We start from the raw sequence: 23628 nt of genomic DNA, 5'->3' as shown, positions 1-23628 counted from the left end.
ACAGATTCCCTGTGTCAGAAGCTGAGGATGAAATAAGTAGTCGGGTTTGTTCTGTGTTGGAGTTTCTTGGGTATGAAAACAAAAAAGGAATTACTTTCGTAATTCCTTTTGATGCGCTCCAGGATGGGCTTGAACCAACGACCCCCTGATTAACAGTCAGGTGCTCTAACCAACTGAGCTACTGAAGCAGTCGTATTGCTTATTTCTTGTAAGCGGTTGCAAAGGTACTATGTTTCTTTGAACCCACCAAATGTTTTTGAAGAAAATTTCAATAAAATCGTAATTTTCTTTATTTTCATGCTTTTGAAGACCTGTTTTCCATTATAATAACGTACTTTTGTTCCGTGATAAGCATATTAAACAATAAATAGAATATATATATAATGAGAAAACTCTTCTTGGCTTTCGGACTCTGGGTACTTGCTTTCGGAGGAGCTGTAATGGCGCAAAGCACTGCAGGTAAAGACCATAACTTCAAGGTTGCAAAGAATCTTGAGACTTTTTCTGCCATCTATAAGTATCTTGATATGATGTATGTTGATACCCTGAACTCTGATGAAGTAATCGGAAACGGTATCAATTACATGCTTCATTCGCTGGATCCTTATACGGTTTATTATCCGGAAGAGAAAGTAAAGGACCTCGATATGATGATTTCGGGCAAATATGCAGGCATCGGTGCGCTGATTCGTTACAACTTCGCACAGAAGAATGCCGTCATTGATGAGCCTTATGCAAATATGCCCGCAGCGGAAGTCGGTCTGAAGAAAGGTGACGTCATCCTGTCTATCGGTGACTCCTCAATGGTGGGCAAGGATGTTTCATACGTCAGCAGCCACCTGCGTGGCGATGCCGGTACAACTTTTATTCTGACAGTTCGCCGCCCTTCAACAGACAAGAAGATGAAGTTTAAGATTACGCGTCGTGCCATCCAGCTCCCTGCCGTACCTTATTATGGTCTGCAGGATGGCGGAATCGGTTATCTGAATCTTAATTCCTTTACGACAGGTTGTGCCAAGGACGTGCGTCGTGCCTTCCTCGATATGAAGAAGCAGGGCATGACATCGCTTGTCTTCGACCTGCGTAACAATGGCGGTGGTAGTCTGCAGGAGGCTGTAAATATCGTGAATATGTTTGTCCCGAAGGGGCTTACGCTTGTGAAGACAGTGGGTAAGATGGAGCGTGCAAACAAGGACTATAAGACGACTGTTGAGCCGATTGACACCCTTATGCCGATTGTTGTGCTGGTAAATGATGAAACGGCGAGCGCCAGCGAGATTACCAGTGGCAGCCTGCAGGACCTTGACCGTGCGGTAGTTCTCGGTACACGGACCTACGGAAAGGGACTTGTGCAGGTTTCAATGGATCTCCCTTACAATGCAAACCTCAAGCTCACGACCAGCAAGTATTACATTCCGAGCGGACGTTGCATACAGACTATCAAGTACAAGCACGCCAACGGAGGATATACCGAGCATGTGCCCGACTCGCTGACAAGCGTCTTCCACACGGCAAACGGGCGTGAGGTGCGTGATGGCGGTGGCATCAAGCCTGATGTGGAGGTGCGTCCTGACTCGCTGCCGAACATTGCTTTCTATCTCGCTTCGTCTGGTCGTGACTCTACGGAGGTGATGTGGAACTGGGAGTTGCAGTATCTGAAGAAGCATCCTACGATTGGTCCGGCAAAGACATTCGTTCTCTCTGATGCCGATTTCGAGGACTTCAAGCAGGCTGTGCTGAAGAGTGGCTTCAAGTATGACCGTGAGAGCAGGAAGTACTTGGAGAACCTTGTGAAGTTGGCTAAGTTCGAGGGCTATTATGATGAAGCCAAGCCGGAGTTTGACGCATTGGAGAAGAAGTTGAACCATAACCTCGCCAAGGATCTTGACTACAACAAGTCCGTGCTGAAGAAGCTGCTGACAAACGACCTTGTTACAGCGTATTACTATCAGAAAGGCTCGCTGGAGAACAGTCTGCAGTTTGACAAGCAGTGGAAAAGGGCTGTAGAGATATTGCAGAATCCAGCAGAGTATAAGAAGCTCCTTCAGCCTGTTGTGAGTCAGCCAATGGTTAAGATTGAACCAGCAAGCAATGTGTCTGTTGATAATAAGAGCAAGACAAAGGCGAAATAAAGGGAACTTTTAGGAAAAGAACAAGGCTTATAAGTCCGTTTGGAACTTGTAAGCCTTGTTTTTATTAGTATGGTTTTCATTTTTTTGTTAGTGCTGCCTTGTAAGCATTTCCCTGTTTTCTGTTGTTGTGTTAGCGGTCAGCACGTGTGGTGCTGTTGGTAAACACCATTGGTGTTGAGGGTTAAATACGATGTTATATATAGTTGGATGGAGAATATTTTACTGTGAGAGACGTGTTGTAAAACCAAAGGTACATAGGATGTGTTTAGCTGTTTGGATGTTCAAAGAGCACGATTGTCGAATTATTTTCATGAAAAAAAATATTTTTATTCATGAAGAAAAATGTTTCTCTTCGTGAAAATAAATATTTATGTTCACGAAAGGATCTTGATTTTGGCAAACTTCTTCGAGGTAAAGAAATGGTGTTTTTCTTCTTATAACACGAAAAAATAATTACGTGAAGGCTTGGAATTCTCGAACAGAATATGTAAATTTGTGGCGTGTTCATTTAAGAACATCATTGTCGTTATGAAACTTATAAAGAAAAAAGAACAGAAGAATGTTACCTCATCGGTCTTGTTTTCAGAAAGACCAACGATGCGGTCAGGTTTCTTGTCTGTGATTGGTATTATATCAAGGAGGCGCTTTGAACGCTATCTGCAAGGAAACGATTTAGAAGATTTGCAGAGAGATACAAGGATTGTTGCAAATGACATGAACATTGTTCTAAAACGGCTAAACTATGGAAAGTGATAAACAAAAAGAGACTAAGCAAGACACATCTACGTTGCCTACTAAAGAAGAGCTGTCAGAAGACATAACTGATATCAATGAAGTACTTGAAACCTTAGAGCCTGAGCAACGCTCTAAAATAGTAAGTGCTTTTATGGCATTAGAAACAGAACACTCTTTTCGTGGTCCTTTGCCTGCTCCTGAAGATTTTAAAGCCTATGGGGACGTTATTCCTGATGCGCCAGAGCGTATTTTGTCTATGATGGAACGGCAGGTGGAACACCGTATAAGCACAGAAAGAAATATCGTTACAAGTGGATTGAAAGAAAGTTTCAGAGGACAATGGATGGGATATTCTATTGTTGTAATTCTTATTGGATTGTCGACGCTTTTAGCTCTTTGTGGGCATGATTTAACAGCTGGGGGCATGGTGGCGGCAGCTATTGCTTTAGCTGTGGTCTTTGTGCTAAAGCAAAACCCACATACAAAAGAACAAGATGAAGTGGAAAAAGAATGAGTTGTTGGACTTGTCTTTTATTCCGTCTAAATCGCTTTTCTGCTGATAAAAAAGCCGTAAAACATTTGGTGTGTGTCGAAAATATTTGTAACTTTGCAAACGTTCAGAGGAATGAGGGGCTTTCAATAGTCCCTCATTTTTCATATTAAAACGCTTATGATAGATAAAAACGTTGTAAAAAGTCTCGTTGACGAGTGGCTGGAAGGTAAGGAGTACTTCCTGGTTGACATTCAAATCAGTTCCGACGACAGGATTGTCGTTGAGATTGACCATGCCGATGGCGTGTGGATTGAGGATTGCGTGGAATTGAGCAAATATATCGAGGACCGCCTTTCCCGTGATGAGGAAGACTATGAACTTGAGGTAGGCTCCGCAGGTCTGGGTCAGCCGTTCAAGGTTCCGCAGCAGTATCAGAACTTCATCGGAAAGGAAGTTGAGGTGCTCGGTAAGGACGGAAAGAAAGTCAAAGGCGTATTGAAGAGCGTTGACGGCAACGACTTCGTTGTGGCAGTCAATGAGAAGGTACAAGTGGAAGGGAAGAAACGTCCTGTCAAGATGGACGTTGACCATGCGTACAAGATGGATGAGGTAAAATATACAAAATACATAATAAGTTTCAAGTAAAGCTATGGCAGCAAGAAAAGTAGAAGAAGAACGTCCGAATATGATCGAGACCTTCAAGGAGTTTAAAGACACCAAGAGCATCGATCGTACCACATTGGTGAGCGTTTTGGAGGAGAGCTTCCGCAATGTACTCGCTAAGATTTTCGGTAGTGACGAAAACTTCGACGTGATTGTGAACCCTGACAAGGGCGACTTCGAGATTCACCGTAACCGTGTGGTTGTGGCTGATGGCGAGGTTGAGGATGAGAACAAGCAAATCAGCCTTACAGATGCACGTAAGATAGAGTCTGACTATGAGGTAGGCGAGGATGTGAGTGAGGAGGTGGACTTCAATAAGTTCGGTCGTCGTGCTATCCTTAACCTTCGTCAGACTTTGGCTTCCAAAATTCTTGAACTGGAGCATGACTCGCTGTATAATAAGTATAAGGACCGTGTCGGTCAGATTATCTCTGGTGAGGTTTACCAGACATGGAAGCGCGAGGTCCTGCTTGTTGACGATGAGAACAACGAGCTGATTCTGCCTAAGGGCGAGCAGATTCCACGTGACCAGTATCGTAAGGGCGAGACTGTTCGTGCGGTGATTCATCGTGTTGACAACGAGAACAATAATCCAAAGATTATCCTTTCACGTACAGCTCCTGAGTTCCTTGAGCGTCTGCTTGAGGCTGAGGTGCCTGAAATCAACGACGGTCTGATAGCTATCCGCAAGATTGCCCGTATGCCGGGTGAGCGTGCGAAGATTGCAGTCGAGAGCTTCGACGAGCGTATTGACCCTGTCGGTGCCTGCGTCGGTGTGCGTGGCAGCCGTGTTCACGGTATTGTCCGTGAGCTTTGCAACGAGAACCTCGACGTTATCAACTGGACTGCAAATACCAAGCTGTTTATCCAGCGTGCGCTGGCTCCTGCAAAGGTGAGCAGTCTGACGGTTGATGAGGAGAACAAGAAGGCTGAGGTTTATCTGCAGCCGGAGGAGGTAAGTCTTGCTATCGGTCGTGGCGGTATGAACATCAAGCTGGCAAGTATGCTGACAGGTTATACCATCGACGTCTTCCGTGAGCTTGACGACCAGAGCGCAGAGGAGGATATCTACCTGGATGAGTTCTCTGACGAAATCGACCAGTGGGTTATTGATGCCATCAAGGGCATCGGGCTCGATACGGCACGCCAGGTGCTCAACGCTCCACGTGAGATGCTGATTGAGAAGGCTGACCTGGAGGAAGAGACCGTTGACAGCGTGTTGAACGTATTGAAATCAGAGTTTGAACAGTAAAAGGTGATTGGTTGGTGGGTGATGGCTGTTGACTGAAAGCTAACGGGTGTGACTATTCAGCAACTCCATGTTCGGAACCCCTCTCTACCAAAAGGCATATCAACAACCAACAACTAACACCCAACACCGAAAAATAAAGTTAATGAGCATCAGATTAAACAAAGCAATTCGAGAATTGAATATAGGACTTCAGACGGCAGTGGAGTTCTTGGAGAAGAAGCCGGAGTTAGGCGAGGTGAAGAATGAGCTTAACTTCAAACTAAGCGAGGACCAGTACAAGGCTCTCGTAGGTGCCTTCAATAATGACAAGGAGGTGAAGAAGGACGCAGCCAAACTTTTCCAGAAGAAGTCTAAAGAGAAGAAAAGCTCGGCAGATCATAAAGGTGAAACAATCTTGAAGGCTGAACGTCAGCAGTATAAACCAGTCGGAAAGATAGATCTCGACCAGCTGAACAAGCCGGCCGCTAAGAAAGCTGTTGCTCCTGCTGAGGATAAACCTGCTCCTGCTGTGGCTGCCGTAGAACCTGCAGGGGAGAAGAAAAAGGTTGAGAAACATGATGTAGGTAAGAAGCCCGTCGTAACAAAGGAAGAGGCTAAGCCTGTTGCTCCAAAGCCGGAGAAGACCGTTGAGACTCCGAAGGTTGAGAAGCCAGTGGAGGCAAAGGCAGAGCCTGCAAAGAAAGAGGCACCTGCTGCTGCGACCGAAGTGAAAACTGAAGCAAAGGCTGGTTCCAATTCTGCTGCATCAACTGAACCGGCAGATTCTGCTGTTGTGGAGGAGAAGAAGGAGAGCGGTCTCTTCATGACCAAGAACGAGAAGAAAATCTTGAATACACCAAAGGTTAATGTCTTGGGCAAGATTGACCTCAGTACACTGAACCAGAGCACCCGCCCGAAGAAGAAGAGTAAGGAGGAACGCCGCAAGGAGCGTGAGGAAAAGGCTGGTCAAGGTAGTGGTCAGGGCAAGAAGAAGCGTGTACGTATTAATAAGGAGCGCGTTGACATCAATGCTGCAGCTAACCAGCAGCAGAACCAGGGCGGCAAGAAGAGCGGCGGCAATGCCGGTAACAAGAATAGCGGAAAGAAGAACCGCAACCGTAATCAGAAGCCTTTGGAGGTGGATGATGAGGCTGTAGCACGTCAGGTAAAGGAGACTCTTGCCCGTCTGACAAGCAAGAGCCAGAACAAGAAGGGTGCTAAGTACCGTAAGGAGAAGCGTGATGCTGTTCAGGAACGTCTCAATGCTGAGGCTAAGGCAGAGCGCAAGGAAAGCAAGGTGTTGAAGCTGACAGAGTTCGTTACTGTTTCAGAGTTGGCAACGATGATGAATGTACCTGTAACGAATGTCATCTCTACCTTGATGTCTGTCGGTATTATGGTGTCTATCAACCAGCGTCTGGATGCCGAGACCATCAACCTTGTTGCTGATGAGTTCGATTTCAAGACGGAGTATGTAAGTGCTGAAGTACAGGAGGCTGTTAGCGAGGAGGAGGATGATGAGAACGATCTCGTATCACGTGCTCCAATCGTTACTGTCATGGGTCACGTTGACCACGGTAAGACTTCTTTGCTCGACCACATCCGCAATACGAATGTGATTGCCGGAGAGGCGGGTGGTATTACCCAGCACATTGGTGCTTATGGAGTGACATTGGAGAATGGACGCAAGGTAACCTTGCTTGATACTCCGGGTCATGAGGCGTTTACCGCCATGCGTGCCCGTGGTGCACAGGTAACGGATATCGTTATCATCATCATTGCAGCTGACGACTCTGTGATGCCTACTACCAAAGAGGCTATTGCACATGCACAGGCAGCTGGTGTTCCAATGGTATTTGCAATCAATAAGATTGATAAGCCGGGAGCTAACCCGGATAAGATTCGTGAGGACTTGTCACAGATGAATCTGCTCGTTGAAGAGTGGGGAGGTAAGTATCAGTGTCAGGAAATCAGTGCCAAGAAGGGTGTCGGTGTAAACGAACTTCTTGACAAGGTGTTGCTTGAGGCTGAGATGCTTGACCTTAAGGCAAATCCTAATCGTAAGGCAACGGGTACTGTCATAGAGTCTTCACTCGATAAGGGTCGTGGCTATGTTAGTACGGTTCTCGTGTCTAACGGTACATTGAAAATCGGTGATAACGTTATTGCTGGTACTTCATGGGGTCGTATCAAGGCTATGTTCAATGAGCGTAACCAGCGTATCGAGAGTGCCGGACCATCTGAGCCGGCTATCATCCTCGGTCTGAACGGTGCACCGACAGCTGGTGACACCTTCCATGTCATGGAGACAGAGCAGGAGGCTCGTGAGATTGCCAACAAACGTGAACAGCTGCAGCGTGAGCAGGGCTTGCGTACGCAGACCCGTCTTACACTGTCTGATATCTCTCACCGAATCGCTCGTGGTGAGTTCCATGAGATGAACATCATCGTGAAGGGTGATACTGACGGTTCTATCGAGGCATTGTCTGACTCATTCATCAAGCTGTCAACGGAGAAGGTTAATGTGAATGTCATCAGTAAGGCTGTAGGTCAGATTTCTGAGAACGATGTCATGTTGGCATCAGCTTCTGATGCAGTCATTGTCGGTTTCCAGGTTCGTCCTTCTGCTGATGCACGCCGTCTGGCTGACCATGAAGGTGTTGAAATCAATACTTATTCTGTCATCTATGACGCTCTTGATGATGTGAAGTCAACCATGGTTGGTATGCTTGACAAGGTGAAGAAGGAGATTGTCACTGGTCAGTTTGAGGTTAAGCAAGTCTTCAAGATTTCCAAGGTTGGAACGGTTGCCGGTGGTATGGTTACTGAAGGTAAGGTTCACAACAAGGATAAGGGTCGCGTAGTGCGTGACGGTATTGTTGTCCATACTGCTCCTATTGATGCTTTGAAGCGTTATAAGGATGATGTGAAGGAAGTCGCAACAGGACTTGAATGTGGTATCTCACTTGTCAACTACAATGATTTGCAGGTTGGTGATATCATTGAGACCTTCACGGAGATTGAGGTTGAGCAGAAATTGTAATAACATAAAAAACCGTCTTTTCTCCATTAACGGAGTAAAGACGGTTTTTTCTTTGTGGTAACAAATGTTGCCATTGAACATTGTGGCATACATATTGTATGCGCACATAGTGTATATAAATGTTGAGAATAGAGATGGTGGAGACCGGGAACTTATTGTTGGATGAATATGAACGATAGGTTTAAGTGCGTCAAACAATAGGTATAGGAATGGTGAACATTGTATTTAGAAGGGCTAAACGTTAGGGATATCAGGAAGCATATAGCCGATATAGGTGTAGGCTTTAAATCCCTTCTGACTCCCTCTAAGTTCTTCCAGCTCTTTTAACTCCCGTGTGACAACCCTCTCTTTAATCCCAAAAACAAATGTCTGAGAACAAGAATAATGAATTTGTAAAGAAGGTTGCAGAGCAGAAGTATGAGTTCGGCTTTACGACTGATGTACATACGGAGGTCATTCCGAAAGGTCTGAACGAGGATGTCGTTCGACTTATTTCGCAGAAGAAAGGGGAACCGGAATGGCTCCTCGATTTTCGTTTGAAGGCTTTCCGTTACTGGGAGACGCTCCCCATACCGACTTGGGGACACTTGCATCTTCCTGAACTGCATCTACAGGAAATCTCTTATTATGCAGATCCGTTGGCGAAGAAGCCAAAGAACAAGGAGATGGATCCCGAGTTAGCAAAGACTTTCGATAAGTTAGGTATTCCTTTGGAGGAACGTCTGGCGCTGAGTGGTACGGCTGTTGATGCCATTATGGACTCTGTGTCAGTGAAGACAACTTTCAAGAAGCAGCTGGCAGAGAAGGGAATTATCTTCTGTTCTATCGGTGAAGCTGTCAAAGAGCATCCCGACTTGGTGCGTAAGTACCTTGGAAGTGTAGTTCCTTATCGTGATAACTATTCTGCAGCACTTAATTCTGCAGTCTTCAGTGATGGCTCCTTTGTATATATTCCCAAGGGAGTTCGCTGTCCGATGGAATTGAGCTCGTACTTCCGAATCAATGCAATCAATACGGGTCAGTTCGAACGTACGCTGATTGTGGCTGATGATGATTCCTATGTTAGCTACCTTGAGGGCTGTACTGCTCCTATGCGTGATGAGAACCAGCTTCATGCGGCAGTAGTGGAAATCGTTGTGATGGACAATGCTGAGGTTAAATACTCTACTGTTCAGAACTGGTATCCAGGTGATGAGAACGGTAAAGGTGGTGTGTTGAATCTTGTTACGAAACGTGGTGAACTGCGAGGAGTGAACTCAAAACTGTCATGGACACAGGTGGAGACGGGTTCGGCTATTACTTGGAAATACCCCTCTTGTATACTGAAGGGTGACAACTCACAGGCAGAATTCTATTCTGTTGCAGTAACGAATAACTATCAGGAGGCTGATACTGGTACGAAGATGATTCACATTGGTAAGAACACCAAGAGTACTATTATCTCCAAAGGTATCTCTGCAGGACATAGTCAGAACTCTTATCGTGGACTGGTTCGTGCTACTGCTAATGCCGAGAATGCCCGCAACTATTCAAGTTGCGACTCCCTTCTCTTAGGCTCGGACTGTGGTGCTCACACCTTCCCTTATATGGACATCCATAATGATACAGCTATTGTTGAGCATGAAGCTACGACCTCTAAAATCAGTGAAGACCAGCTCTTCTATTGCAATCAGCGTGGTATTCCTACAGAGGATGCTGTCGGCTTGATAGTCAATGGTTATGCAAAGGATGTGCTCAATAAGCTCCCGATGGAGTTTGCTGTAGAAGCACAGAAACTTCTCTCTGTGACATTGGAAGGAACAGTAGGGTAATATAACAGAACGAACAATATGCGAAAGGCTATTCTTGTTACGTCTGGCTTGTTGCTTACAACAATGCTTCAAGCCCAGTCATGGCAGTTAAAGCCGTGGCAGAAGTATCTTATTGATGAACAGATAAAGAAAGATACGATAAGAATCTGTCATTCGGTAATGGGCACCGTCACGACTTCAACGCCTTATGACCGTCGTCTCTTTCGCACTGTAACGGGTTCTGGTTTCATTAAGGATATTCCCCCTTACAAGAAGAAGTCAAAGTCTTTCTTTGGTGGCAACGATACATCGCAGTTGTTGGCTGAAGAGCGATATGAGCGAGAGAAAGCAGAGAGAATAGCTCGTGGTGACTATTCTACTTCTGAGTTTATAATGGATATGGTGTTTGATTTCATTAATATCTTTCTTTTCAAAAATAAGTAAAACAAAAACAATATGTTAGAAGTAAGAAACCTGCATGCAACCATTGCAGGCAAAGAAATATTAAGAGGCATCAACCTCACGGTGAAAGATGGCGAGGTGCATGCTATCATGGGACCTAACGGCTCGGGTAAATCAACGCTTAGTGCCGTACTTACAGGTAATCCGCTCTATGAAGTAACTGATGGTATGGCTGTCTTTAATGGCAAGAATCTATTGGAGATGAAGCCAGAAGACCGTTCTCATGAGGGAATCTTCCTCTCTTTCCAGTATCCTGTTGAGATACCTGGTGTGAGTATGACCAACTTTATGAAGGCTGCTATCAATGCCAAGCGTGCCTATCAGGGCTTGGAGGCATTGAAAGCTGCCGACTTCATGGCACTCATGCGTGAGAAACGTCAGGTGGTCGGTATGGATTCAAATCTTTCTCGTCGCAGTGTGAACGAGGGATTCTCTGGTGGTGAGAAGAAGCGTAATGAGATTTTCCAGATGGCAATGTTGGAGCCAAAACTCAGTATTCTCGATGAGACCGACTCAGGTCTTGATGTTGATGCTATGCGCATTGTAGCTGATGGAGTGAACAAGATGCACACGGATGAAACATCAACCATTGTTATTACACATTATGAACGTCTGCTTGAGATGATTAAGCCGGATGTTGTTCATGTGCTTTACAAGGGACGTATTGTTAAGACTGCAGGTCCGGAACTTGCCAAGGAAATTGAGCAGCGCGGTTACGATTGGATTAAGGAAGAGGTTGAGACTGAGGATTAATCGGGTGGCTAATAGTTGGTGACTTGGGGAAGGGTGAGCCTTTCATGTAAACAAAGGGGCTTTAATAAGGCTGACCTTGCTATTGTATATAGCCCGGAAAGACATCCCATTCCCGCCATTCCTTAGATAAAACCTCAAAAAAGAAAGAACAATGCAAAGCGAAAAACAATATATAGACCTCTACACTGAGGCGCAGCAGATGATAAAGGAACATGCTGCACCCGTGCTCAATGAGGTGCGCGACAAGGCTTTTGAGGATTTCCGTCGTCAGGGTTTTCCGTCCAGGAAGGTGGAACGCTATAAGTACACGGATATGCAGAAGCTCTTTGAGGCAGATTATGGTTTGAATCTTAACCGTCTTGAAATACCCGTTAATCCTTACGAGACTTTCAAGTGTGATGTGCCAAATCTCAGCACTTCTCTTTACTTCGTTGTTAACGACCAGTTCTATAGTAAGGCTCTTCCAAAGGCAAAGCTGAATGACGGCGTTATCATTGACAGCTTGAACCGGGTAGCTGCTGAACATCCAGAACTGGTGAAGAAGTATTATGGTCGTCTTGCCAATACGGAGGCAGATGCCGTAACTGCCCTGAATACAATGCTTGCACAGGATGGTCTTTTCCTCTATGTGCCAAAGAACGTGCAGCTTGAGCGCACCGTGCAGGTCGTTAATATCCTCCGTTCGGATGTCGATTTGATGGTAAACCGCCGTGTGCTTATCGTTCTTGAAGAGGGTGCCAAGGCACAGTTCCTCTTCTGTGACCATGCTTCCGACAACCGTAACTTCCTTGCAACACAGGTTATAGAAGCCTTTGTCGGAGATAATGCAAGTTTGGAGCTTAACTGTCTGGAAGAGACACATGCAAAGAACACACGTGTCTCCAATGTCTACATTGAGCAGCAACGCAACTCCCGTGTGAGTCATAATGTCATTACGCTGCATAACGGTGTGACGCGCAATATGCTCGACCTTGTCTTCAAGGGAGAGGGTAGTGAATGCTTCTGTAACGGTTGTGTGATTGCTGACAAGAGCCAGCATGTTGACAACAATACACTCATCGACCACCAGGTACCTCATTGCACAAGCAATGAACTTTATAAGTATGTGCTTGATGAGAATGCTGTCGGCGCCTTCGCTGGTCGTGTCTTGGTTCGAAAGGGTGCGCAGAAGACGCTCTCACAGGAGAACAACCGTAACCTCTGCGCCAGCAAGACAGCCCGTATGTTCTCGCAGCCGATGCTTGAGATATATGCGGATGACGTCCAGTGTAATCACGGTTCAACTGTAGGACAGCTCAATGATGCTGCACTCTTCTATATGCAGCAGCGTGGCATCGACCAGAAGGAAGCCAAGCTGCTACTTGAGTTTGCCTTTGTCAATGAGGTGATTGATAAGATGGAGCTTGAGCCGTTGCGTGACCGTCTTCATCATTTGGTTGAGAAGCGGTTCCGTGGCGAGCTGGATAAGTGCCAGGGTTGTGCGATGTGTAAATAGTTTGGTATAAGGCTTATTAGCCTAATAAGCCTTGTCAGCCCAATACAATAAATGATGTACAATATTTCCAAAGTCCGGGACTCCTTCCCGATTCTCTCTCGTACCGTCTATGGCAAGCCGTTGGTTTACCTTGACAATGGTGCTACCACGCAGAAACCTCTCTGTGTGCTGGATGCCATGCGGGAAGAATACCTCAATGTAAATGCCAATGTGCATCGTGGTGTGCATTGGATGTCGCAACAGGCAACCGACATGCATGAAGCTGCACGTGAGACGGTACGGAAGTTCATCAACGCCCGTGCAACAACAGAGATAGTCTTTACCCGTGGTACGACTGAGAGCTTGAATCTCATTGCTTCCAGCTTTGCTGAAGGCTGCATGCGGAAAGGAGATGAGGTGATTGTTTCTACGATGGAGCATCATTCCAACATAGTTCCCTGGCAATTGCAGGAACAGCGAAAGGGAATTGTGTTGAAGGTCATTCCTATGACAGATGAGGGCGAACTCCAACTGGAAGAGTATGAAAAACTCTTCACGGAGCGCACGAAGATTGTCAGCGTGACGCAGGTGAGCAACGTCCTCGGAACTGTCAATCCCGTAAAGGAGATGATTCGCATTGCTCACGAACATGGCGTGCCGGTCATGGTGGATGGTGCACAGAGCGTTCCTCATTTTGCAGTTGACGTGCAGGAGCTGGGTTGTGATTTCCTCGCTTTCAGTGGTCATAAGATCTATGGTCCTACTGGCATTGGCGTCCTTTACGGCAAGGAAGAATGGCTTGACAGGCTTCCTCCGTATCAGGGGGGCGGTGAAATGATAGAACGTGTCAGCTTTGAAAGGACAACCTTCGAGCGTCCTCCATTGAAGTTCGAGGCAGGTACGCCCGATTATGTTGCTACACACGGACTTGCCACAGCCCTCAACTATGTGTCTTCCTTGGGTATGGATAATATCCTTGCACACGAAAAGGACCTCACACGCTATGCTCTTCAGCAGCTTCGTGAGATTGAGGGTATGCACATATATGGGCACAGCAGCGACAGCGGTGATGCCGTTATCAGTTTCAATGTCGGTGATATTCACCACATGGATCTCGGAACTCTGCTTGACCAGTTAGGTATAGCCGTGAGGACAGGTCATCATTGCGCCCAACCTTTGATGAACCGTCTCGGCATCCTTGGCACCGTTCGTGCCTCCTTCGGGCTCTATAATACCCGTGAGGAAGTTGATGCCCTGGTGGCAGGTATCAGACGGGTAGCGATGATGTTTTAAGGACAGATAATAGGAGTTACAGGCATTTACAGGTTTTCGTAAGCACTTATAACGAGGTTGTAAATGCCTGTTTCCTTTTTCATTGTGCGTCATCATCTCTGCACGTTTTTCTGCTGAGAGGTCTGGGGAGGTTGCCTATCCTGTAAAGGCAGAATATAAACCAGACAAGGCATCCTACATGCAGCAGCACTGATGACATGACCGAGAAGGCTGTCAGTATAAACGCTATCTGCGCCTGTGTGATATAGAAAGCCTGTTTGTTGCTCACTTCCTGTTCAAGAACAGCACTGTAGTACCTTCGCAGCCACTCCATCGGTGCATGAAACCATGTTGCTACATCAGTGAAGAGCCGGCTAAGGTCGTTGTACGATGCGTTACGCTCTGTGAGGGTCATTTCCTTTTTCATATTCTTTTTTTCTTTAGTTGTATTCTATATATAATATATAAGGTGTAAAACCTTTATTGATTTACGTTTGCAAAAGTAGATACGCTCTGTGCAACGAATGTTCACTCTAAGAAAAATATTTGTTATATTAATTTAAATAGAAAGGTTCTTTAACGTTTAAAGCCTATAACTCATGTTGAAAAGCCATTATTACGAAGGTCTTGTAGAGGCTGGTTGTGATGAAGCGGGCAGGGGATGCCTTGCTGGAAGTGTCTATGCTGCAGCTGTTATCCTGCCTCCCGACTATCAGAACGAACTGTTGAATGATTCCAAGAAGCTGACTGCCAAGAAACGTTATACTCTCCGTGCGACGATTGAGCATGACGCTGTGGCATGGGCGGTAGGGATTGTCACGCCCGAGGAAATTGACAAGATAAACATTCTCAATGCTTCCTTTCTTGCCATGCACCGTGCTTTGGATCAGCTTGAGGTGCGCCCGGAAGCGGTCATCGTTGACGGAAACCGTTTCAAGCCTTATCGTGACCTGCCTTCAACGACGATTGTCAAGGGTGACGGGAAGTACCTTTCCATCGCTGCGGCATCCATCCTTGCCAAGACTTACCGTGATGATTACATGATTTCACTGGCAGAGGAATATCCGCAGTACGACTGGCAGTCGAACATGGGTTATCCGACGGAGAAACACCGTTTGGCAATCCGTGAGCATGGCATCACACCTTATCATCGCAAGAGCTACAATCTCTTAGGTGACGGACAGTTGTCTTTCGACTTCTGACCAGGTCCTTATGCGTGGAGTTTTATGGGTGTCAGCCTTCATGTTTTCTCAAGGATGACCGAGAGTGGGGAGGGGTGTCATGCAGCATAAGTCTGACAGATTCTTATGTTGGTGATGCTTCCTCGAAACCCTGCATCTGGATTAATCGTCGTAACTCATTGTTTTTTCCTTGTTTTAAACAAAAAGCATAGCCAAGATGTTCTTGGCTACCTGTTTTTTATTATCATCCTCCGACACAGAAAACCTTTTTATGTTAATACTTTGAAATCCGCAGACAATGGATTGAAAAATCATGACATAATTTCGGGTAAAATACTTGCAGATAAAGGCAAAAATACGTGTAAAAAGCAAGTCTGCAACCGACAGGAAATCAATTAGTTATAAAGTAGTGCAAGAAAAGGTGCTTAATTGGACTTCAAAAGGGCGTTAGTTAGACCTCAAAAGGGCATCTATTGCAAGTCAATTGGGCGTCTTTTCATAGCCAAGAGACCATGTGTTAGCTTTGGACCGCATGAAAATAGTTTACAATCGTTGATTGATATGGGAATAAGTTGTTTGTTGAAGATGGAAGACATGGTATTTGTTTTCTGCATTTATTATCTTGTGCTTTACCTCTTTTTATGAGACCGTCTGATCTTGGATAGTCATATTATAGAGGTGGATAAGCCTTTGTACTGTTTCCAATCTACGCTTTTAACGGAAGAACCTGATCTGATCTCTGTTTGCGACCTTGGTAAGCCATAAAGGTATGCTGCTTTAACCCAAGTCGTTCATCAGAGGCTAAAAAGATTTTTTCCTTTTTGATGTCATGTTTGTCTTTGTGACGAAGGTGTAATGGGCTATGTCAAGTAATAAAGACAAACATGACACCGAAAAGAAAATAAAAGATGTCAAGAAATATACGAATAATTATAATTATGAGCCCATTGTGGTCTGATGAACCGATTTGAATTTGATGCTATAAATGTTCTCACTATCTTTCATCATGTGCGAACAGATTAAGCATATTTTGCAGTCTGTTGTCTGTTTTACACCGTAAGCAAGAGTTGCTCATATTGTAAGTAATCAACAGTAGAACCTTGATTTATGAATCAAAAGAAAGTGTAATGCTTACAATATCATGTTTTTAACGTCATTCTTGCTTATATTTATATTGTTTTCATGCAATATTATGAATGTTTTTGCATGCTCCGTATTAATAAATGTGAAAAAATAGAATTTATGCCTGTTTCTACTTGGAACTTTAAAATTGCTGTACTATCTTTGTAAATTGTTAAAATATAATACTTGCCATGTGTGTAAGTTTTTCGTAATACCTGACTTGTAATTGTTGGTTCTGAAGACAGTTAGATTTAATATTAATAAAAAGAGAGAATTTATGGAAAAAAGACTAATGATGTTTTTAGTCGGGCTCTTCCTAAGTTTAGGAACAGCACTGGCGCAAACAGAGATTAGCGGAACTGTAATCTCCTCGGAAGATGGGCTGCCTGTTGTTGGTGCATCCATCCTCGTGGTAGGTACACAGACAGGTACAGCAACTGACATAGACGGACATTTCTCTATGTCTGCAAAGGCTGGGTCTAAAATTACGGTTTCCTACATTGGTATGAAAACACAGACGTTGACAGCTAAGGCGAACATGAAGATTACACTTGATCCAGACGGTAAGGTAATGGATGAGGTGATGGTTGTTGCCTTCGGTACACAGACAAAGGCTTCTTTTGCAGGTTCTGCTGCTGTTGTAAACTCTGGCGATTTGAAAAAGAAGATTACTACCAATGTGGCTGATGCTCTTGTAGGATCGGTTCCTGGCTTGCAGATGACTGGTGGATCTGGTGCCCCAGGTGCTGGTAACGCTGACATCCATATCCGCGGTATCGCTTCCCTCTATGCTTCAACCGATCCGTTGATTATCGTTGACGGTGCTCCTTACCCGGCTTCTTTGAGTAATATCCCACAGGATGATATCGAAAGTGTTACAGTTTTGAAGGATGCTTCTTCAGCTGCACTTTATGGTGCACGTGGTGCTGCCGGTGTTATCCTTATCACAACAAAGAAAGGAAAAGGAAAAGCAAATATCAATGTTGAGACAAAGTGGGGTGTCACCAGCCGTAGTATTCAGGATTATGATGTGTTCAAGGATCCAGGTGAGTTCATGGAGGCTTACTATTCTCAGTTCTACAATTATGCTTTCTACAAGCAGGGCATGTCTCATGAACAGGCTAATAAATGGGCTAATGATAACCTGATAGAGAATCCGAGCTTTGGCTTGCAGTATAATCCATATACGCTTCCTGCTGGTGAAAATCTTATAGGACTTGATGGTAAACTCAATCCAAAGGCTACCCTCGGTCGTGCTTATGAGTATAATGGTACAAAGTATTACATTCAGCCTGACAACTGGAAAGATGAGGCTTATCGTAAGGGATTCCGTCATGAGTATAATGTTAATGTGAGTGGTGGTGATTCTAAGATGAGCTACTATTCAAGTGTTGGTTATATGAAGGAGGAGGGTGTGCTTGAGAATTCTGGATTTGAGCGCTTTACTGCTCGTCTGAAGGCAGACTATCAAGCTACTGACTGGTTGCATCTTCTTGCAAATGCTGGATACGTTCACTCTGATCGTGAGTCAAATCCTAACTTGAGCAATACAAAAACTGACGCAGGTAATCTTGGTTATTTTACGCAGTATATATCTCCTATTTATCCACTCTATGTTCGTACACTGGATGCTAATGGAAATCCTGTAATTGCTACGGATAGTTATGGTCATCCGAAGTATGACTTCGGTGTGCCGGCTACAAACTTCCCTGGTATCGGAGCCCGTCCTTTCCTCAATACGGGTAACCCACTTGGAGCAAACAGGTATAATAAGCAGAATACGATTCTTGACCAGTTGCAGGGACAGCTCAATTTCGATATTACGTTTGCTCCGTGGTTGAAGTTCAACTCAACCAACTCAATTACCCTTCTCTTGACACGCTTCTCTTTCTATGAGAATCCTTTCATCGGTGCAGCAGCTGCCGATAAGGGACGTATTACCAAGGATGCTGGTGTAAGTTATCGTTGGAACTATGTTCAGACATTGAATGCACATAAGGCTTTCGGCTTGCATGATGTTCAGTTGATGCTGGGACATGAGTGGTATAAGTCTAATTATAACTATCTGGATGCTTTGGCTCGTGGTGGCTTCTCACCTGATATCAAGGAAATCAATGCATTTGCAGATCGTTATGATAGTCATTCTTATCGTACAATTTATAATGTAGAAGGTTACTTCGCTAACCTGCTCTACAACTATGACCAGAAGTATTTTGGGCAGGCTTCTTATCGTCGTGATGCTTCCAGCCGATTTGCAAAGCATAATCGCTGGGGTGACTTCTGGAGTCTCGGTGGCGCATGGATTGTCAGCAAGGAAAAATTCTTCCAGAGCCTGAATGCTAAGTGGGTTGATAACTTGAAGTTTAAGGTATCTGTTGGTCAGCAGGGTAATGATGGTATTCCTGATTTCAATTATATTGACCGTTATAGGTTGGTACGTGGTGAGAAGGCTATGTTGCCTTCATTCTCTTCCATTGGTAATCCTGATATTACCTGGGAGACAACAACCAACTTCAACCTCGGTCTTGAATTTGCACTCTTCCAGAGTCGCTTGAACGGTGAATTCAACTTCTATACAAAGAAGACAACAGATATGCTCTTCTGGCTGGGAGTTCCTGAGAGTGTCGGTGTACGTGGTTATTATGGTAACCTTGGTGATATTCGCAATACTGGTGTCGAGTTTACAATTGGCGGTGATATTATCCGTACGAAGAATATTATTTGGAATGTATCGGCAAACATTTCTCACAACCGTGCAAAGGCTTTGAAACTTGATCCAACCAAGACTGCTCAGTATGGTGGTTTCGCACAGGCAGATGTTAGTGCTGGATTCAACATTCCAATGTGGTATGCTGAGGGTAAATCGCTTTATAATGGTATGATGGCTGATTACGCTGGTGTGAATGAGAAGGGACAGCCTCTCTATTGGGTAGATGAGGATATCTATAGGGATTTCAAGGCTGGTAAGTTGTCAAATAGTAGTAAGCCTGGTTCTAAGCACTCTTTTACAACAACTGACTGGAGTGAGGCTACGAACTATACTCACGAGATGTTACCAGTAGCCAATGGTGGTTTCACAACTACATTGAGAGTTTATGACTTCGACTTTAATGCTACGTTTGATTATCAACTTGGTGGTCAGATCTATGACTTTGGATATGCAGGATTGATGGGTAATGTCAGAACAAAGGGTGACGGTTCTAACCTGTCTAAGGATGTACTGAAGGCTTGGACACCGAACAATACTTCCAGTGATATTCCACGCTTTATGTACACTGACCCAGACTTGACAGCACAGTCAACTCGCTTCCTTACAAGTGCAAAGTATCTTAACTTCCAGTCATTTACTGTTGGTTATAGTGTTCCGACAAAACTGGCTCGTAAGCTGATGTTGAGCAAGATTCGTCTTTATATTCAGGGACAGAACCTGTGCTTCTGGTCTGCTCGCAAGGGACTTGATCCTCGATTCAGCTTCCAGGGTACATCTCATTCAGGTGTTAACTCTTATGCACCTGTACGCACAGTTATGGGTGGTTTGCAGTTGTCATTCTAATAAATGATTGGCAATACCATTTTTAATAATAATAAACAGATATGACAATGAATAAAATATTTTCAACAATCATTCTGGCAGCTTTAGGTACTTCGATGCTTACAAGTTGTATCGAGGAGGTTGAACCGCAGAGTGGTACAGCCTCACTGGACCAAGTCGCGAAAGCACCTGGTGCCTTTAATAATATGGTTAGTGCGCTGACAACAAATATCAGTGGTAAGAGAACATACTCTCCAAATAATGATAGAGTATGGGATTTTGGTTATACATCGTTCTTCCTTACACGTGACATTGAGGGGCAGGATATTGTCCCAGCAGGTAATAATCATTTTTCAACTTGGTATAACAATGTCAAGTATCTTTCTGCAGGTTATGCGGTTACTCAGTTCCCGTGGACTTGCTACTATAAGTGGATTACTGATTGTAACAACGTTATCAAGAGTGCCGGTGCTTCAGGCTACAAGGAGCCTGAGGCTGGAAAGATGACGGGTGCAGGTATCGCTTATACAATGCGTGCCATGTTCTATCTGGACTTGGTTCGTATGTATGCAGCAAAGCCTTATGTTGTGGATGCAAATGCGCTCACAACCATTAAGGCTGATGAATCACGTACATTACAGGAGGCTACTCATAGTGAGCGTATGACTTGGGGTGAGGCTTTTGACTTTATCTTGAAGGATCTTGATACTGCCGAGAAGTATCTTGCTAATTATAAGAGAGCGGATAAGTACACTCCTGATGTAAGTGTAGTTTATGGACTCAAGGCACGTACTTATCTCGAGAAGCAGGACTGGGCAAATGCCGAGAAGTATGCTAAGTTGGCGCAGCAAGGTTATACGATGATGAGCGAAGCACAGTATCTGAGCCGTGATAATGGTTTCAATATACCTAACAGCTCATGGATGTTTGCTACACAGTTCCTTCCTACTGATCCGAACATTAAGGGAAATGACGGTGATGACTCTTGGGGCTCTGTAATGATTATGGAGGGTGGATTTGATGGTGGTTATGCTTCTTCTTATGGTGGTGTGATGGTTATTGACCGGCATCTTTATTCTACTATTCCCGCAACTGACTTCCGTCGCAAGTGTTGGGTTGACTTTACTCTTGATGGCATGACCCAGGAAGATGCTGTCAATGAATTGAAGAATTACTCTAATTATCCTGAACGTGTTTATAAGTCAGGTAAGGAAAATGCGAAGTATGGTCTTGGTGGTTTGTCATTGAAGTTCCGTAATGTTGCAGGTAAGGCTGATGTTAAATATGATGCTTGGTGTGTGTCAGTTCCTTTGATGCGTATTGAGGAGATGAAACTTATAGAGGCTGAGGCTGCTGGTATGCAGGACGAGGCTCGTGGAAAAGTGTTGTTGGAGGCATTCGCTAAGACGCGTGACCCACAGTATACCTATGGAACGCATACCGATGCTTATTATAATAACAGTACTTCTCTTTTCCAGAATGAGGTTTGGTGGCAGCGTCGTGTGGAACTCTGGGGTGAAGGCTTCGCTACTTTCGATATCAAGCGTCTCAACAAGGGTATCATTCGTAGTTATGCTGGTACTAATCATTTGGAGAATGCACGTTGGAATACTCAGGAACTACCTAACTGGATGGTATGGACATTCGTAGGTACAGAGGCTGATAATAATGGTGGTATGACACAGAACCCTAACCCTGTTCAGCCAGATACTGACTCTGATCCATATCCATTCTAAATACATTGTTGAATATTAAAGCAAAAGGTTATGAAGAAATATATTAAAAGTTTACTGTTACTTGCTCTTGCAGCCGTAGTCTTCACAGGCTGTAAAGAAGAGTATGGTACAGATCCGGGGAACGACGGTACACCTGTTGCAACAGTTTATCAATATACTGTCGGTAAAGGATATAATTCGGATAATGATTGTCTTATTCGTGTAGCAACCAATGCGGCGGTTGCCGACGTTTATTATCTGTCGGAATTGAAATCTGCTAAGGAAGCTCGTAAGATGACAGAGGCACAGTATAGTGACTATGTCGTTGCGAATGGTAAGAAGATAGATGTGAAGGCTTCTGCTTATAAGGATGTGTATATTACTGACTTGCATGGTGTTTATACTATAACTGTTGTAGCCGTAAATGGTGGTGAGAAGACATCTCAGTCAGTTGAGTTTACGGGTCTTGACTATAAGGCTTTAGGCTCTTTCCCATATATGTCGGAGATGTTTGGTGATATGGGTAAGGTTGATGTTGAGTATTCTGAGATTGGAAATCGTTACCGTATCAAGAGTCTTTGGGCAGAAGGTTATGGATTCTCATTTAGTCCAGATGGTTCTAAGGTGACCGTTTATCCAGCTTCTATGGTGACTGGTTATGTTCATCCAAGTTACGGTATGATGTCTGTAGCTGATCAAGGTAGTTCTTATGATGAAGCAACAAAGACTTTTACTTTCAATTTCAAGTATTTAGTTTCGGCAGGTTCTTTTGGTATAAAGGTTGAAACATTGACTTTGAAGAATTAAGTAAAAAGATTTTTTATAAATTAAATAGGGCTCTCTGTGCAGTATCATATCTGTTCAGGGAGCTTTTTTAATGTTATAGGCAATTAATGTGGTTTGTTTTGCGTTATGTTCTATAAATGTTATAACATTTGAAGAATGAGGTTTGACAAACTAAAGAAACAATTAGAGCTGTTGATTCTCCTGTCTGATGGGCGCAACTATACGATTGAGGAGCTGTGCAAGCGGATGGAGTTGTCGCGTAGGAATTTCTATTATCTGCTCGACTTCATCAAGCACGCTGGCTTTATCGTGTTCAAGAATCAGGGTTGTTACCATATTGATCGTCGCTCTCCTTTCTTTACGCAGTTACTGCAGACGATTCAGTTCACGGACAGGGATATCAAGACAATCCACAGTGTACTGATGATGGCAGGTAATGACAGCGAGATGGTGAACCAGCTACGACAGAAGCTGGAGAATGCTTACAGCTTATCTGTGTCGGCTGATTCCCCTGTCCGTCGTCAGATGGATAGTAATTTGAAAATGTTACGCAAGGCAATGAACGAAAAAAGGACGGTTCGTCTGGTCGGTTATTCCAGTCCGCATAGCCATACTGTGAAGGACCGTATCGTGGAACCTTTCCTCCTGCTGCATGACAATCAGGATGTCCGTTGCCATGAGTTGGTGTCGGGTGCGAACAAGACGTTCAAGATTTCACGTATGACGGGTGTGGAAATGTTGGATACACCGTGGCTGCATGAAGACAGTCACAGGCAGGTATTCACCGACATATTTATGTTCAGCAGTGAGGAACGTCATCGTGTGAGGCTTCGGTTAGGGCAGTTGTCGCATAACCTCTTCGTGGAGGAATATCCGCAGGGAGCTCATTATGTTACACCGAATGAAGACGGTTCATGGCTTTTAGACATAGAAGTCTGCGACTACCGTGGCTTGGGTCGCTTTGTTCTTGGTTTGTTCAAGGATATTGAGGTCGTAGAGGGCGATGGCTTCAAGGCGTATATGAAGGACGAGATAAACAGCCTCGTCTCCGCCCCTTTCTGAATGATAATGAAGAATTGCTTGTCTTAAAGCACTTAAACTGTATTATTGGTCTATATAATAAATGTTGCAAACAGAGCGAAGTCATTATCCGTAAAACGATTCATCATCAGTGTTAATCTATATAATAATGTTGCAAATAGAACGAAGTCATTACCCTTAAATGTATTTGTCAGCGGGCTCTT

16 protein-coding genes and 1 tRNA gene are annotated in these 23628 nt (G+C 44.4%); 15 read left to right on the top strand and 2 right to left on the bottom strand.

The genetic code is table 11. The features are described 5' to 3' along the window. Positions 1–114: 114 nt before the first annotated feature. Positions 115–188 (bottom strand) — tRNA-Asn (locus tag ADJ77_RS05530). Between the two features lie 195 nt (positions 189–383). Between ADJ77_RS05530 and ADJ77_RS05525 the strand changes: the two genes are divergently transcribed. The 10 genes from ADJ77_RS05525 (at position 384) to ADJ77_RS05475 (ending at position 14069) form a co-directional block, all read left to right on the top strand. Continuing rightward, the gene (locus ADJ77_RS05525) at positions 384–2132 is read left to right on the top strand and encodes a S41 family peptidase (RefSeq protein WP_025077841.1); all 1749 of its coding nucleotides are present in this window, start codon (positions 384–386) and stop codon (positions 2130–2132) included. A 742-nt stretch (positions 2133–2874) separates the two neighbouring features. Then, complete coding sequence (locus ADJ77_RS05515) at positions 2875–3381, top strand: DUF2335 domain-containing protein (protein WP_025077842.1); 507 nt, start codon at positions 2875–2877, stop codon at positions 3379–3381. Between the two features lie 156 nt (positions 3382–3537). Further along, positions 3538–4005 (top strand): ribosome assembly cofactor RimP, encoded by a 468-nt coding sequence (gene rimP / locus ADJ77_RS05510; RefSeq protein ID WP_025077843.1) that lies wholly within the window; start codon positions 3538–3540, stop codon positions 4003–4005. 4 nt (positions 4006–4009) lie between these two features. Then, positions 4010–5275, top strand: a complete 1266-nt coding sequence (gene nusA / locus ADJ77_RS05505; protein WP_025077844.1) for a transcription termination factor NusA — start codon at positions 4010–4012, stop codon at positions 5273–5275. 142 nt (positions 5276–5417) lie between these two features. Then, positions 5418–8297, top strand: a complete 2880-nt coding sequence (gene infB, locus ADJ77_RS05500) for a translation initiation factor IF-2 (protein WP_025077845.1) — start codon at positions 5418–5420, stop codon at positions 8295–8297. A gap of 365 nt (positions 8298–8662) precedes the next feature. Next, positions 8663–10108 (top strand): Fe-S cluster assembly protein SufB, encoded by a 1446-nt coding sequence (gene sufB / locus ADJ77_RS05495; RefSeq protein ID WP_025077846.1) that lies wholly within the window; start codon positions 8663–8665, stop codon positions 10106–10108. 18 nt (positions 10109–10126) lie between these two features. Then, a complete protein-coding gene (locus tag ADJ77_RS05490) occupies positions 10127–10531 on the top strand; it encodes a hypothetical protein (protein WP_025077847.1) in 405 nt (134 codons plus the stop codon). A 12-nt stretch (positions 10532–10543) separates the two neighbouring features. Next, positions 10544–11302, top strand: a complete 759-nt coding sequence (gene sufC, locus ADJ77_RS05485; RefSeq protein ID WP_050696115.1) for a Fe-S cluster assembly ATPase SufC — start codon at positions 10544–10546, stop codon at positions 11300–11302. A gap of 151 nt (positions 11303–11453) precedes the next feature. Then, on the top strand, positions 11454–12797 hold the full coding sequence (gene sufD, locus ADJ77_RS05480; protein WP_025077848.1) for a Fe-S cluster assembly protein SufD: 1344 nt from the start codon (positions 11454–11456) through the stop codon (positions 12795–12797). A 54-nt stretch (positions 12798–12851) separates the two neighbouring features. After that, positions 12852–14069 (top strand): aminotransferase class V-fold PLP-dependent enzyme, encoded by a 1218-nt coding sequence (locus ADJ77_RS05475; protein WP_050696114.1) that lies wholly within the window; start codon positions 12852–12854, stop codon positions 14067–14069. 79 nt (positions 14070–14148) lie between these two features. Here ADJ77_RS05475 and ADJ77_RS05470 read toward each other — a convergent pair whose 3' ends face one another. Continuing rightward, complete coding sequence (locus ADJ77_RS05470) at positions 14149–14475, bottom strand: hypothetical protein (RefSeq protein ID WP_025077849.1); 327 nt, start codon at positions 14473–14475, stop codon at positions 14149–14151. Positions 14476–14647: 172 nt separating this feature from the next. On the opposite strand from ADJ77_RS05470, the gene ADJ77_RS05465 reads away from it, so the two are divergent. From ADJ77_RS05465 to ADJ77_RS05440, 5 genes are all read left to right on the top strand, one after another. Next, entirely contained in the window at positions 14648–15250 is a 603-nt protein-coding gene (locus ADJ77_RS05465) for a ribonuclease HII (RefSeq protein ID WP_025077850.1), read from the top strand. A 1378-nt stretch (positions 15251–16628) separates the two neighbouring features. Then, positions 16629–19904, top strand: coding sequence for a SusC/RagA family TonB-linked outer membrane protein (locus ADJ77_RS05455; RefSeq protein ID WP_025077851.1), 3276 nt, complete (start codon positions 16629–16631; stop codon positions 19902–19904). Positions 19905–19951: 47 nt separating this feature from the next. Next, complete coding sequence (locus ADJ77_RS05450) at positions 19952–21619, top strand: RagB/SusD family nutrient uptake outer membrane protein (protein ID WP_025077852.1); 1668 nt, start codon at positions 19952–19954, stop codon at positions 21617–21619. A gap of 30 nt (positions 21620–21649) precedes the next feature. After that, complete coding sequence (locus ADJ77_RS05445; protein ID WP_025077853.1) at positions 21650–22405, top strand: hypothetical protein; 756 nt, start codon at positions 21650–21652, stop codon at positions 22403–22405. 135 nt (positions 22406–22540) lie between these two features. Further along, entirely contained in the window at positions 22541–23446 is a 906-nt protein-coding gene (locus ADJ77_RS05440; RefSeq protein ID WP_042740837.1) for a helix-turn-helix transcriptional regulator, read from the top strand. Positions 23447–23628 lie beyond the last annotated feature (182 nt).

The organism is Prevotella fusca JCM 17724 (genome assembly GCF_001262015.1).
GTDB classification, from domain to species: domain Bacteria; phylum Bacteroidota; class Bacteroidia; order Bacteroidales; family Bacteroidaceae; genus Prevotella; species Prevotella fusca.
Note: the sequence above shows the minus strand (reverse complement) of the source record. Positions and strands in the feature narration are given on the sequence as shown.